This is a genomic window from Pelagicoccus sp. SDUM812002, from assembly GCF_031127835.1.
GTDB lineage: Bacteria > Verrucomicrobiota > Verrucomicrobiia > Opitutales > Opitutaceae > Pelagicoccus.
In genome coordinates this window covers 24521-38529 of the sequence record NZ_JARXHX010000027.1, presented here as the reverse complement: position 1 = coordinate 38529, position 14009 = coordinate 24521, and the positions used below count along the sequence as shown (strand labels likewise).

Annotated in this window: 8 protein-coding genes; 4 read left to right on the top strand and 4 right to left on the bottom strand. The window is 53.1% G+C overall.

Going from position 1 to position 14009, the window contains the following annotated elements; translation table 11 throughout:
* Positions 1–1263: VCBS repeat-containing protein (locus QEH53_RS22025; RefSeq protein WP_309025392.1), on the bottom strand; the 1263-nt coding region annotated here is incomplete at its 3' end.
* A gap of 418 nt (positions 1264–1681) precedes the next feature.
* The gene (locus QEH53_RS22020; RefSeq protein ID WP_309025391.1) at positions 1682–5512 is read right to left on the bottom strand and encodes a TonB-dependent receptor plug domain-containing protein; all 3831 of its coding nucleotides are present in this window, start codon (positions 5510–5512) and stop codon (positions 1682–1684) included.
* 424 nt (positions 5513–5936) lie between these two features.
* On the opposite strand from QEH53_RS22020, the gene QEH53_RS22015 reads away from it, so the two are divergent.
* Positions 5937–6497 (top strand): AAA family ATPase, encoded by a 561-nt coding sequence (locus tag QEH53_RS22015; protein ID WP_309025390.1) that lies wholly within the window; start codon positions 5937–5939, stop codon positions 6495–6497.
* Positions 6498–6586: 89 nt separating this feature from the next.
* Here QEH53_RS22015 and QEH53_RS22010 read toward each other — a convergent pair whose 3' ends face one another.
* Together QEH53_RS22010 and QEH53_RS22005 are read right to left on the bottom strand one after the other, a co-directional pair.
* Positions 6587–8215 carry an ABC-F family ATP-binding cassette domain-containing protein gene (locus tag QEH53_RS22010; RefSeq protein WP_309025389.1) on the bottom strand — a complete coding sequence of 543 codons (1629 nt, stop codon included), beginning with the start codon at positions 8213–8215 and terminating at the stop codon, positions 6587–6589.
* Positions 8216–8325: 110 nt separating this feature from the next.
* On the bottom strand, positions 8326–9432 hold the full coding sequence (locus QEH53_RS22005) for a fatty acid desaturase (RefSeq protein WP_309025388.1): 1107 nt from the start codon (positions 9430–9432) through the stop codon (positions 8326–8328).
* A 190-nt stretch (positions 9433–9622) separates the two neighbouring features.
* Here QEH53_RS22005 and QEH53_RS22000 point away from each other — a divergent pair, with 190 nt between their 5' ends.
* From QEH53_RS22000 to trkA, 3 genes are all read left to right on the top strand, one after another.
* The gene (locus tag QEH53_RS22000; protein ID WP_309025387.1) at positions 9623–10285 is read left to right on the top strand and encodes an HAD family hydrolase; all 663 of its coding nucleotides are present in this window, start codon (positions 9623–9625) and stop codon (positions 10283–10285) included.
* A gap of 60 nt (positions 10286–10345) precedes the next feature.
* Positions 10346–12529 carry an ATP-dependent RecD-like DNA helicase gene (locus tag QEH53_RS21995; protein WP_309025386.1) on the top strand — a complete coding sequence of 728 codons (2184 nt, stop codon included), beginning with the start codon at positions 10346–10348 and terminating at the stop codon, positions 12527–12529.
* Between the two features lie 111 nt (positions 12530–12640).
* Complete coding sequence (gene trkA, locus QEH53_RS21990; RefSeq protein ID WP_309025385.1) at positions 12641–14002, top strand: Trk system potassium transporter TrkA; 1362 nt, start codon at positions 12641–12643, stop codon at positions 14000–14002.
* Positions 14003–14009 lie beyond the last annotated feature (7 nt).

Sequence of the window (14009 nt, the reverse complement as noted above, 5' to 3'; positions counted from 1 at the left end):
ACCCCAGGACGACTCCACGCGCTCGAAGCTCAGCCCACCCAGGTTGCGGAACGCAAGGTTCGACTCCGAAAGCAATGGGCTCGCTCGCATGATACGCATGCGAAACGAAGGGTGTTCCGCTTTGAAGATTTTTTGGCGCAGATCATCGTTTTGATACTCCCGCACCATTCCATTGGTGACGTGCAAGTCCACGAAGCCATCGCAGTCCAAATCCTCGAAGCGAACCGACCAGGTCCAGTCAGTCCGTAGAAGTCCAGCAAGCGCAGAAATTTCCATGACACGCTCCGAGCCTGTATTAAGGTAGAGCGCGTTAAACATGTATTGTGGAGCCTTTCGCGAATTTTGGATCTCACTCTGCATGGTATGTCGCGTTACCGCCATTCCTCGCTGATCCTTCTCGTGAGTGGTGGGTGCCATGTCCGCTACGAAAAAATCGATAAGCCCATCATTATTGATATCCGCGATGTCCGCACCCATCGAAGAAAAGGGCTGATAGGGAACAACTTCGTCGATCACTTCTCTGAATCTGACTTTCCCTTCCCCACTCTCGTTTCGATACAATTGATCCGGCTTCGCAAAATCGTTCGCCACGTAAATATCGGGCCAACCGTCTCCATCGTAATCCCAGCATATCGCCGCATGACCCAAAGTATTTTCCGATATGCCCGCAGAATCTGTGATATCAGAGAACGTGGCGTCACCATTATTCAAATACAGCCGATCACGGCTTCCTTCAAACGCTTGAGCCGCGTCTAGCATGTTCGTTTGGACATACACATCCAAAAACCCGTCCCGATTAAAATCGCAAAAAGAGGCCATCCCACTGGCGCTCAGAAGTTCCAGCCCAGAATTTTCAGCAGCCTCATACCGCCCGCCTCCATCATTCAGGTAGAGAACGTTCGGAGCGTTAAACTTACATAGGTACAGATCCAGCCAACCATCATTGTCGACATCGACGAATGTGGCTCCTTGTTTCCAATTCTCTGCCGATTCCCCTTCCGTCGCTGGTCCAAAAATACCCACGATCGAGTCCACCCAGCTTCCCTCCGTTTCTCCTAAGCCAGCCGCATCCGTCGCATCCTCGAATTTCCAATTCCCCAAGTTGCGGTAAAGGATCGATTTACCAGTCTTATTGACGACAAACAAGTCAGGCAGACCGTCGTTGTCGTAATCTCCCACGGTGATCCCGGTACCTATCGCTCCCAACGCGAACTCTTGGTATCGGTCTGTCCACATGCGAGGATCTGAATATTCGTTCGTCATTACGATACCGGATCGCTCCGGCTCTACTGGCGTAAACAAAGTACTCGTTTGAGGGCTTGTTCTAGGCTCAAACGAATGAGCTAGCAACCCAGGAGCGAGCTGGGCTTCAGCCCATGCTGATTGGCACGAACAGATAGAAAGGTGTACGACAATCCCTAACGTGAAAGTTTTTCTAGTCCGTATCATTTAGACATCAAAGTCACTGGAATAACTCGCTCCACGCAAGATAAGACAGCCTCGAAAGCATATCCGACTACGATAATAATTAGTATCCATTTTCTAGCGACAGACTAGTTCAACCGAAATAATTCAACGTAGCTCGTGCTTCAGCATCGAACAGCCGGCTTAGCTCCAAAACAAAAAGGCCGCCCTCGGGTATACCAAGGACGACCTGTAAATGATGTGATGATTGGTTACTTTAGAACTCGAAGGTGTTACGCAACGACCACGTTTCCGCTGGAGCTATTCGGTAGCCAGCCGGAGTACCATCCGGTTGCGTTGTGATCGGGATCAGACCTTCGCCTTGGAACGCATTTCTCACGTTCAACTGGACCTTCCAGTCAATACGGTCGGTCAGCTTACGCTGGTAGCCTACCCACAGGTCGAGGTTGGTCTCAGCTCCTCCAAGATATGGATTGTCGATATCGAAGGATACTTGTGTTGCGGTTTCACCTTGGATTGGGCGATAGCCGATTACCACTTCGTCCTGCCAACGAAGACCACCACCAACGTTCAAGCCCTTGAAAGCGCCGTCAGTGAAGTCGTAGTTGGTGATCATGTTGACGCGCCATTCGCGAAGCTCAGGTGCGTTGGTGCCTTCCTGAAGCTTACGCGAAGTCCACTCGGATCCGACGTTAGAGTTCCACTGGAAGAGAGCGGTTTCGTTACCTGCGCCACCCCACCAGATTCGGAGGTCACCCGCAGCAGTGTTGCGAAGCGTATCTTCATAGGCTGCTACGTATGCACTAAGGTTAGTTCCACCGATGTTGTTACGAGTAGCCTTAGTCTTAGCAGCGTTGATGATGACGCTCCAGTTCTCACGGGGCTGGGCACTAAACTCGATTTCGTAACCTTTAGACACGCTGTCTTCAGAGAGCTGGAAACCATTTGGATTACTCGCGGATAGACCTCGAGGATTCGCCGCGTCGAGAGGGGCGTCTAGATCGATTCCCCATGCTTCGTAGAAACGGGGGTCAAGTTCGGATTGCCACTGGCGCCATGCGGCGATTGCCGCCGCTTCGCGAGCTTGGGCATCCGCCAAGGTTTCACCTTCCGCAGTACCATAGTTGTACTGAGAGTTTGTTTCATCAGGTACCTCAACTGCATTCTCGATGGTGTCACCGGTCCAATCGTATTCGAATCGATTGACCCAATTACCAGACCACGCTTGAGCAGCTCCGAGGAACCACGCTCCGTTGAGTCCACCGCTATTGGCATTCTGGACCTTCGTTTCATACTTGTTGATACGGAGCGAGTAACGTCCTTCCTTGGATTCGAACAAGATACCCATGTCGGTCGTTTCACCCTGAGGCAGGGCAATCGGCTCACCATAAACATCTACGCGAAGTGCTTCCGGCTGGAAGTTCGTAGAGTTACTGTAGAACAGTGAAACATCCAAAGGAAGGCTGTCGTCGAGGAAGTCGTTGAGATGAGCAACGGCACTCCAGCTCTTCGAAGTTTCTTCAATTACGCTGTAGTTTCCGTCTGGTGCTTCCAAAGAGTAAACCTCAGGATCCAAATTCAAGTGACCATACTGTAGCGTGTAAGGAGAAGGGCTGTCTGTGTTACGAGAAACAGACCAACCTTCTGCGGTATCTTCTCTGATACCCCAAGTTCCTACGAGAGCTCCGTCGAAGAGCTGCCCTTGCCAGACCAAAGCCTTGGATTCAACACGGCTTCTCTCCAAGCGCGCACCTGTGGTCAACCTGTCACGGTTGCCTGGAGCTGCTTCCGAGTCTGTGACCGCAAAAGGATAGTCTACCCAACCGACATAGTTTTCTGGATTCAGATTCTGAGTCGATTCACGGCGATCAGGCCAGAGCAGGTCGTCTGGGTCTTCCGTCGAAGTATCAAGTCTCAAAGGATCATTAGGATCAAAGTCAGCATAATCTTCAGAAGGCGGCAAGTAGTAGTTGTTAATCCAAGGGTCGCTCGGATTTACGTAACCAGCTGCAGTTGGGTCCAACGGATGGGCCCATGTTGAGTCAAAGATGCGAATATTGCCGGAAGGAGCGACAACGACATCCTTGAGAGCAGGCAAATTGGCACCCGACAAGGAGCTTCTGTTGCTGAGGGACGGCCCCATGTAGATGACAGGGTTCACGGCGAACAGATTGTCGGTGAACTTGTTAGAATCTACCGCTCCCACAAACTCGCGGTAGCTAGGATCCAATACTGCATAGCGCTGGAAGTTACGCGAGTCCGTGTCGCGCTCGTCCTGAGAGAGGAGACCCGTGAACGTGTGACTGCCCAAAATTCTTCTCCAAGAGGAGTCATCTCCATTCTTGGTGAAGTCGTAGGTAGCAAACAGCGTGAGACGCGTGGACTCTCTATCAGATTCGAAGGTGCTGTTTCCATTCTGGCCGCTATCGCTGATGAACGCGCGACCTACGTTTGGATTAGGAGTACCATCCTGGTATGGCTCCCCGTTCAAACCGTCTGGCGTGCCGTCAGAATACACACTCATAAAGTCGATGTAGATGGCCTGGCGACTGTCTGTGAGCAAGCTAAGCTGACCATTGTTGTAGGTCTGCTGGTTGTGAGCGAGCTCCCACCCAATCTGGTCGTTGAGGTAGGTCTGCGAGAGATTCAGATTCAACGAATCGAAATCCTGCCACTCCGACTTGTTCGGTCCGTCCAACAAGTTGTTGTAGAAGTCGAACGCTGTCGGGTCAGTCATGTTGTAGTTCTTGTAAACACCGAAGTCCGAGAACGGCAATCCAGCCTGTCTAGCGTAGGCAGATTGGGTGTTGATACCTCCTTGGCGATGGAACGATACAATCCCCTGATCCGGTGTCACTACACCCTCTTCGTTGATGCCGCGACGCTGACGCCACTCTGAGAGGAAGTAGTTAGGAGCACCTTCAGAATTGCCCCAATAAGCGATAGGTCCGCCAAAGCTCTGACCAAAGTTTCCAATCCAAGGATTGAACGCTGGGTTAGCCTGGCCAGTTCTTGGTCCTCCATTGATGCTCGGACGCTGCTGACCGTGATTGTCACGGCCAGTGTTGTCGTCCTGAAGCTGGAATGGGTTGAAGGTTTCGCGGTCCAAGTGGTTAAAGGTACGGGTCGGCTCGTACTCTTCGGTTGTTTCATTATAAACGAAACCACCTTCGTAAGTACCAGACTGGAACCATGGACTAATAAGATCGATTGGAGGTATGGAACGCGGGTTGTTGCTCTTAACCTCGCCTTCCTCGTAGTTCGCCTTGAACGTGGTGCGGATGCCTTCGCCGTTCAGGAAGGACGGATCCCACCGCAGCGCTGCGTATACGCGCTCATCGCGATTGAAAGCAGGGTCTTGCTTGTACTTCTCGTCATCGTAAACAGCAGCCAAACGAACCGCGAGTTCGTCTTCGATGACAGCTTGGTTGAGATTGACAGAATAGCGTGTACTTCCGTGCTGGTCGAAACGGACCTCAACCTTACCTTCATCAGAGAACGACGCTCCTTGGAGGCCGACGTTAATCAAGCCGGCTGGACTGCCTTGGCCGAAGAGGATGGAGTTTGGACCACGTTGCAACTCAACGCGATCTACGTTGTACCCATCCCATGGAATATCGGAAATAAAGTAGTCACGGCTGTTGTCTGCTGAAGTCAGGCCGCGAACACGGGTGTTGGCACTCGGGTTGATGAACTGGCTCTGCTCGTTAAGGAGAGCTCCGTCACCTACACCTGCGTAGTTACCTTCGATACTACCTACTTCTGTACCCACTGTGTACTGTAGAAGCGTCTTGTTGTCAGTCGCACCAGTGTCTTCCAAGAACTGAGTTGTTACGACAGAGATCGCGCTGCCGATGTCGCGGAGTTCGGTGTTGAGTCGGTTACCGGCCAAGGTGTCGACTGCCTTGTAGCCTTCACGCTCGTTACCAGTTACTTCGAACGGCGACAGTTCGAAGATTTCATCGTCCTCTGCGTCGTCCTGAGCAAAGGCCAAGGGAGCAACTAGAAGCATAGCACCGAAGAGCAAGCTCTGCGATCCACCTCTAGGAGATAGGTATCTATTTGTCTGTTTGTTGTGTTTGTTCATTGTTGTATATGCGGTAGCTGGGTGCATTCGAGAGCGTCACGTTAACAAAATAAACGTAATACCAGTTCGGAATACACCAAAAGAAATTAGTGCGGCAGCTGACGGTACAGGGGTATTGTCAATGGAATATGAGTCTACGCTAGGGTAAGTAAGTCGACACGCGAAGTCGGGTAAATCGGGCGGCGAACAGCTAGCAAAACAGCACTTCAACCCTCATACTGTCAAATCAATTGAGAGACTAGCCACTGAAACCGAGAAAACGTTCAAAAAAAACTAAAATTTCGTAAATCACTGTCAGTCTGCAGGATACAGGTCGAAAAAAAGCTACAATCTGCCCTTTCTGAACTTTAAGTATTTATTCTTACTATACACTAAATTTACCATTCCGCGTTGGAAACCAGACGCCTCCACCGATTAAGAACTTATGGAAACGCGAAATCATCTCTTTATAATCACGGGAATGCCAGCTTCGGGGAAGACATCGCTAGCCTGCGCCCTTGCGAAACATACAGCGGGTTGCCTTATCGATATCGACACCGCGACAGAATCGATCGTCAGAGCTGCGATGCAACAGCTAACAGGCGACTCCGACGATCGAGATAGCCCCTTTTTCAAAGAGATATTCCGAGAGCCGATTTACGAGAATCTATTCGCTATTGCCGACGAAAACCTCCCTCACACGGACGCGATCTTGACCGGTCCATTCACCAGAGAGATGCAGAACGAACGGTGGCCAGAACAAGTTCAAAAAAGACTAAGTACACCGTGCAAAATAACATGCGTGTTCGTTCACTGCGACGAGGAACTGAGACGCGAACGCCTCATCAATCGAGCAAATCCGCGAGATGCTGCTAAACTTGAAAATTGGACGGACCATTTAAGGTATTACGACCGAGACAGATTCCCATCCTACCCACACTTCCCTATAGATACAGGCGATATCGATTACTTCGAGAATGCGCTCCGTAACGGACTACTGGATTGAGAGGATTCTTCCGTTACCCTCATCAACCAACCGCAAAAATGCAGCACCGCCCAAACGAACTGAGTGACACTAGCCAGATCTCGTTAGCGCTACCGTTTGCCAGACGATTCTTCTTCGATGCGGGCGATATACTCGCTCACGTTACAAGTCAGCAGACGAGTTCCGTCTTTACGGACCTCAAGAACCTTATTGACCAGAGGGTCGAGAAAGTCGCGGTCGTGGCTCACGAGAATGATAGTCCCCTCGAAAGCCTTGATAGCGTCTTGAAGTGTTTCCTTGCTTCGAATGTCCAAGTGGTTGGTCGGTTCGTCGAGAATAATAGTATTGGCCCGCTTCATCAGGATTTTGGCCAGAGCCAAGCGATTTCGCTCCCCACCTGAAAGCACGGTCGTTGGCTTGAAGACGTCGTCTTTGCGGAAGAGCAACGCACCAAGTACCGCTCGCGGATTCGCATCCTCGTGCCCTGCATCCGCAGCCGCTGCTTCCACCTCCTCGAGGGCAGTCCTCTGGGGATCGAGCTCTTCCGCCTGCTGCTGGGCAAAGTAAGCGAGCACGGTGTTGAGTCCCACTACCCGCTCTCCCGACTGGAAGGGCTCAATCCCAGCCAGCACGCGAGCCAAAGTGGACTTACCCGCACCGTTGACGCCGACCACCGCTATACGGTCGCCCTTGTCGATGTGGAAGTTGAAATTGTTGAAGACCTCCAGTTCGCCATAGGACTTCGACATGTTGATCAACTCAATGACCTTTTGGCTGCTTGGTGGAGGCTCTGGAAAACGGAAGAACATCTTCCTTTCCGTCTTTGGCAACTCGATGATCTCCAGCTTATCCAGAGCTTTGATACGGCTCTGTACCATGGATGCCTTTTTCACGTTGGAACGGAAACGGTTGATGAAATCCTTCTGCCGTTGGATTTCCTTTTCCTGGTTGGCCTTCTGTTTGCGCAAGGCATCGAGTCGGGCCTGAGCCTCCTTCACGTAGAAGCTGTAGTTCCCCTTGTAGGAGTTGATGTTACCAAGACTGAGATGGAGCGTGCGGTTCGTCACCGCGTCGAGAAAGGCCCGGTCGTGCGAGATCACCATGATCGATCCCTCGTAACGCTTGAGGTAGTCTTCAAACCAATTCTGGGCAATAATGTCCAAGTGGTTCGTCGGCTCGTCGAGCAGCAGCAGCGAGGGTTGACGCAAGAGCAATTTTGCCAGAGCGATACGCATTTGCCAACCTCCGGAGAACTCTGCCGTATCCCGGTTCATATCTTGCATAGCAAATCCAAGACCTAGCAGAACGCGCTCGATCTTCGACTTCATTTTCTCCGGCTCGTACTCTTCGAGCTTCTGTTCCCAGCCCCCGATCATGTCGATCATGTCGTAGTAATCCTCGGAACTGGTATCCATTTCAGCTAGCTTCTCATCGGCTTCGTCGATCTTGGCCTGCAACTCGAGCGCGTCGTCGAAAGCCGTCTCCACCTCCTTGTAGAGTGTGCGGCCGCGTACCTCGATGCCGTCCTGCGGCAGGTAGCCCAGGGTGACCCAGTCGGGCTTCTCGAACTCGCCCCGATCGATCTCTATCTCGTCGAGCATCAGTTTGAGCAGCGTCGACTTGCCCGCTCCATTGGATCCCACGAGACCAATGCGGTCGCGCACGCCGATCGTAAGCGATACATCGCCGAAAATTACTTTCTCGCCGTAGCGAAGATGGAGATTCTTGAGTCCGATCATGGTTCTTAAAAAGCGCAGCACCCTAGCAAGGGCGGAAAAAAAAACAACGGCTCATTCAGAAAAAACGAATGAGCCGCTGAGCGGTAAATTTTTGCGTGCCTACCTACGCTCTAGTGAGCGTGGCCGAGCTCATAGCGAGCCGAGGTAAACTCCGTAAGCTTGATCCAGGACTTCCACATCGCGTGTAGCTCCTTCTTTTGCTGCTTGATCTCGATTTCGAGCAGCTTGCGGCGCTCATCGGTCGCGCTTTTCAGCTCGCGGATCATCGACATCAACGACGCTGCTTTCTCTTCAAAATTATCGGAAAGATGCTCGAGCTTGACGTGCAATTCCTTGGACGTCTCATCGATCTCGTGGCGGATACGCTCAAGCAGCATATTCTTGTCCTTTTTGACGAGCATCTGGCGGAGCTTCACATCGCTCACCCAACGTAGATCGGAGACGAGTCCTAGCTTGGAGGAAGTCCAGATGAGCCACTTGGTGGGATCGAAGTGGTACCAGCGAACCCCGTTGCGGTAGTCATTGGCCATGGTGTGATGGTAATTGTGGTAGCCTTCCCCAAAAGTGAAGAGGGCTAAGATCGCGTTGTCCACTGCGGTCAATTCCTTGGCGTAGGTACGAGCCCCCCAAACGTGACAAAGGCTGTTGATAAACCAGGTGCAGTGATGGATCGCAAAGAGGCGCATGAAGAATCCAGCAAAAATCGCCGCTATCGGATGCATGAAAAAGCAGCCGATTCCCACTACAGCTACGTTCACCGCGATGGTGACCAAGGCGTAGTGGTTGTGCTGGAACATGACTCGCGGGTTTTTAAGCAAGTCCTTAACCAAGCGATTATCGATCGGCTCGCTGTAACTGAACATCCACCAGATGTGAGCGTACCAGAAGCCTTTGTTTATGCTGTAAGGGTCCTTGTCAGTGTCGACATGGCTGTGGTGGATCCGATGATCGTGCGACCACTGCAGCGCGGACGACTCGATCGCCAAGCTTGAGGAGAGCAAGCACGCCCACTCGTAGACGGGCTTCGCCTTGTAGGTGTTGTGCGAGAACAAACGGTGGTACCCAGCGGTGATTGAGAAGACCGAAATCGCCCAAGTCACACCGAACAGCACCAACGACTCCCAGCTAAAAACTGAAATGTACGCCGGCAGCAATGCAAGTAGCAGCACGTGGTAGCCAGCGATGAAAGCAAATATTCCCCAATTTTTGATACGCATATCTAAATAGACTAAAGACCGCAATAGGACGCGAAAAATCCCCGTTGGCCAGCCTCGTTTCGGTTAAAGACGGTTTTTTAATGAGTCCCATTAGGCAAATGTTCGTTCCAGTTAAGGGCGAACCAAATTTAGCTCAAAAGCTATTTGCCAAGTTTCCCGTCTGGTGCCACCCACTTTCACTAACTACAAGATGGAAGTATCACCTAGCAATATTCGCGGCCTTTTAATCGATCTCGACGGGACGTTCGTCGACCATATCCAAACCATCACGCGCTGTTTCCAGTACGCCTGCCGAGAGCTCGGCTTCCCGCAGCCTTCAGCGGAGAAAGTGAAACGCAGCATCGGCGGATCCATGCCAGTTACCATCCAGAAGTTCCTCCCCGCTGACCAGGTTGAAGCTGGCAAAGAGATTTGGCGTCGCCGCTTCGAAGAGATACACTTGCAAGGCGTGGTCGTCCTCCACGGTGCCGAGGAACTACTCGATCACTGCAACTCGACCGGAATAAAAGCCGCGATCTTCACCAACAAAACTGGCGTCCATTCCCGTGCCATTATTGAAAACGAAGGATATGGCGAATGCTTCGACTTCATCCTCGGCGCCGAGGACACCCCTTATCGGAAGCCGCAGCCTGAGTACACCGCGGCCGCCATCGAGAAAATCGGTATCCCTGGAAATCAGCTCGCCATGATCGGTGACTCCCCTTTCGATATCGAAGCCGCTCGAGTGGGCGGGATGGCCGCAATCTGCGTCACCACTGGCTCCCATAACCGCGAGGAACTCCTCAACGCAGGTGCCAACAAGGTGTTCGATTCGCTCGCCGAAGTCGCTCACTGGCTCGCCTACGATAACTAGCGGCAAACACGAACGAAGACTATTGCACGCGGCGATTCAAACGCCACGCTGCCTTCTACTTTGCCAACCCCTTCGAATACAGAGTCCCTTTCCGGCGTCCTCGAACGCATCATCTTCTTCAACGAAGAAAACAACTACACCATAGCCGAACTCCGCCCAGGCGACGGATCGGAAAAAGTCACAATAACCGGCCAGCTCGGCGGCGTTCAATGCGGCGAGACGCTTCGTATCCAAGGAACTTGGACAAAGCACCCCACGCATGGCTCGCAGTTTAAGCTAACCAGGTTCAAGTCCGAGCTCCCCGCATCCATTTACGGAATACGCAAGTACCTCGGCAGCGGACTTGTAAAAGGCGTCTCCAAGGGCCTCGCCGAACGCATCGTCGAACGCTTCGGCGACGACACCCTCCGCGTCATCTCCGAAGAATCCGCGAAGCTCCAAGAAGTTAGCGGTATCGGCAAGCAACGAGCTCGCTCCATAAAAGAAGCTTGGGACGAGCAGGTGGTGCAGCGAGAGCTCTTCATCTTCGGCCAAACCTACGGCCTCTCCCCAGCCCTCTGCCTGCGCATGTACAAGCAATTCGGTCCGGAGGCCACTCAGGTTTTGCGCAACGAGCCATACCGGGCCGCTCGCGAAGTCCAAGGCATCGGCTTCAAAACCGCCGACAAGATCGCAATCAACACAGGCATTCCCAACGACAGCCCGCAGCGCATCGACGCTGGCATAGAGTTCGTGCTCCAAGAGTTGCAAGACGACGGCCACACAGCTTACCCACTCGAAGACCTCGGTGCTCTAGCCTCCGAAAAGCTGGATGCGAACCTAGACGTCGTCCACGCCAGCGTGGACCGCCTACTCGCAACTAAATCCCTCCGATCTACAGAAGCCCTGAATGGTCAAACTTACCTGCAGCTTCCCTACAATTTCTTCGCAGAGGAGAAAATAGCCCTCGCCATCAAACGCCTCAAGGAATCCGAAAGCGGACTCCCGGCCATCAAGCGCGACATTGCCGTAGACTGGGCCCAGGAAAAAGCAGGCTTCGAATTCGGTGTCTCCCAGAAAGAAGCCATCAAAGGATCGCTCGCTAACAAAGTCTTCATTCTCACTGGCGGACCGGGCACGGGCAAGACCACCATTCTCCGTGCCGTCGTTTCCATCCTCAAAGCTAAAAAGGCCAAGATTCTCCTCGCTGCCCCCACCGGTCGCGCCGCTCAGCGTCTCGCCGAGTCTACTCGAGCTTACGCCCAAACCATCCACCGGCTTCTCAAGTTCGACCCCTCCGAGGGCGGATTTGTGATGAACGAAAACAAGCCGCTCTCCGCAGACGTCGTCATCGTGGACGAAGCTTCCATGCTCGACGCCCGCCTCGCTGCTGCATTGCTTTCCGCGATCCCCTCCAGAGCCCACGTGATCCTGGTCGGCGACATCGACCAGCTACCTTCGGTCGGAGCAGGCAATGTCCTGAAGGACCTGATCGCGTCACGAAAAATCCGATACGTCACCCTCGACGTTGTCTTCCGCCAAAAGAAATTCAGCTCCATCGTCCACTACGCTCACGCCATTAACAAAGGCGAAGTCTCGCTCCCCACCGCGCTGGAAGACGTCCGCCAGCTGGACCCGCAAAAGGATTTCCAATTCGTAATCGCCACCGACCAAGCCGACGCCGCCAAAAAAGTTGCCCAAGTCTTCGACACCTTTATCCGCGGCGAGCTCTGCCTCGACCCCATCGCTGACGCCCAAACCTTGGCCCCCATGCACAAGGGCCTCGCCGGCGTGGGCAACCTCAACCAGACCCTGCAAGAAGCTCTCAACAAACGCACCCAGGTCATGTCTTTTGGCCAATTGAAGTACAAGGTCGGAGACAAGGTCATCCAAACCCGCAACAACTACGATAAGAACGTCTTCAACGGAGACATCGGCATCGTCACCGGACTCGACGGAGTCAACGGCTTGCTCGACGTAGACTTCGATGGAGTCGAAGCTACCTACGATCGCTCCGAAATGATCGACCTGCAGCTCGCCTATGCCGTAAGCATCCATAAATCCCAAGGCAGCGAATATCCCGTAGTGGTCATTCCACTACTCAAAGCCCACTTTATGATGCTGCAGCGTAATCTCATCTACACCGCCGTCACCCGCGGGAAGAAGAAGATCATTATCGTAGGCGAACCAGCAGCCTACGCCATGGCAGTACGCAACTCCGACGCCAAATCCCGCTGCACGCTGCTACAAGAGTTTCTCCGCTGAAACCTTCCCAAATCACCTCGATCTTGGCTGGGATTCGCTCCCCCACTCCCGAAAATCGAAGCAAAAGCAGTTCTTGCCCACCCACCCACGTTCCCCTAAACGCTCTTTCCAATGAAGATCGTTATCGTTGGAGCTGGCGAAGTCGGCACCCATTTGAGCGAAACCTTGAGCATCGCCGACCACGACGTTACCGTGATCGAACGCGACGACGCGCTCGCCAATACGCTCTCCGAGACGGTCGACGTGCGCGTGGTAAAAGGCAACGGAGCCTCGGCCGGCACCCTCCTTAAGGCGGGCGCCAACAGGTGCGACTTCTTCTTGGCAATGACTAGTAGCGACGAGACCAATCTCGTCTCAGCCTCGCTCGCGAAAGCACTTGGGGCCACCAAGACCTTCGCCCGAGCACACGATACGACCTACCGCGACAACTCTCTCATAAACCACCAGCGACACTTCGGCATCGACCACCTAGTAAATCCGGAAGCCCTTGCTGCCGTGGAACTTGCAAAACGTATCCGTAATCCTGGACGCGTCGCCGTAGAGGACTTCGGTCGCGGCCAAATCGAAGTGAAGTCTATCGAAATCCAGCCCGGAGCTAAAGTCTGCAATACTCCACTTAAGGACATGCGACTCCCTGGCAACATCCGCATAGGGCTCATTCAGCGCGGAGACAGCAACCTCGTCGCAAACGCCAATACAACTCTCGCCGTAGGCGACCAAGTGACCGTTTTCGGTCATCCGGATTCCCTTTTCGAAACCAAGGCCCTTTTCGACCCGTCCTCCAAAGGTTCGGCAAAAATCACCGTCACCATCCTGAGTGGATCCGAGATCGCCATCTCGCTCGCCCGCCTCCTCTCGAACCCTCGCTTCAAGATACGCATCATCGAAAAGGATCTCAAGCTTTGCCAAACGCTCGCCGAGCGGCTCCCGAGCGTCACCATGATCCACGGCGACGGCACTTTGCTTCGCGTGCTAGAGGAAGAGGAGATCGGCCATTCGGACTTTTTCGTGGCCTGTCGCAAGGACGACGAGGACAATATCATGACCTGCCTGCAGGCCTTCAAACTCGGAGCCAAGCACACCATGCTGGCCATCAATCGCGCCGACTACATCGAAATCCTCGAGAAGCTGAATACCAATCTCGGCGTCGAGCTAGCGGTTTCCCCTCGTATCGCCGCAACCAACGAAGTCCTCCGCTACATCGGCAAGAAGCCCTTCATCGAGCTCGAGGACCAAGTCCGCCAAGAAGTCGACAACAACGTCATCATCGAGCTCGATATCGCCGAAAAGTCCGACGTCGCCAACAAGCGAATACGCGACATTAAATGGCCGGGCGAATGCGTCATCGTCGGACACGAGCATAACTACATGCCCAAGACCCCGACGGGGGACGACATTCTGCAGGCCGGCGATTCCATCATCGCCATCATTTGCAAGAGCCGCATCAAAGAACTTCTTAAGCTCACCAAGTAACGCTTTG

Coding starts and splice junctions, on each gene's coding strand:
- QEH53_RS22020 (WP_309025391.1), bottom strand. CDS start 5,512: ATGAACAAACACAACAAACAGACAAATAGATACCTATCTCCTAGAGGT.
- QEH53_RS22015 (WP_309025390.1), top strand. CDS start 5,937: ATGGAAACGCGAAATCATCTCTTTATAATCACGGGAATGCCAGCTTCG.
- QEH53_RS22010 (WP_309025389.1), bottom strand. CDS start 8,215: ATGATCGGACTCAAGAATCTCCATCTTCGCTACGGCGAGAAAGTAATT.
- QEH53_RS22005 (WP_309025388.1), bottom strand. CDS start 9,432: ATGCGTATCAAAAATTGGGGAATATTTGCTTTCATCGCTGGCTACCAC.
- QEH53_RS22000 (WP_309025387.1), top strand. CDS start 9,623: ATGGAAGTATCACCTAGCAATATTCGCGGCCTTTTAATCGATCTCGAC.
- trkA (WP_309025385.1), top strand. CDS start 12,641: ATGAAGATCGTTATCGTTGGAGCTGGCGAAGTCGGCACCCATTTGAGC.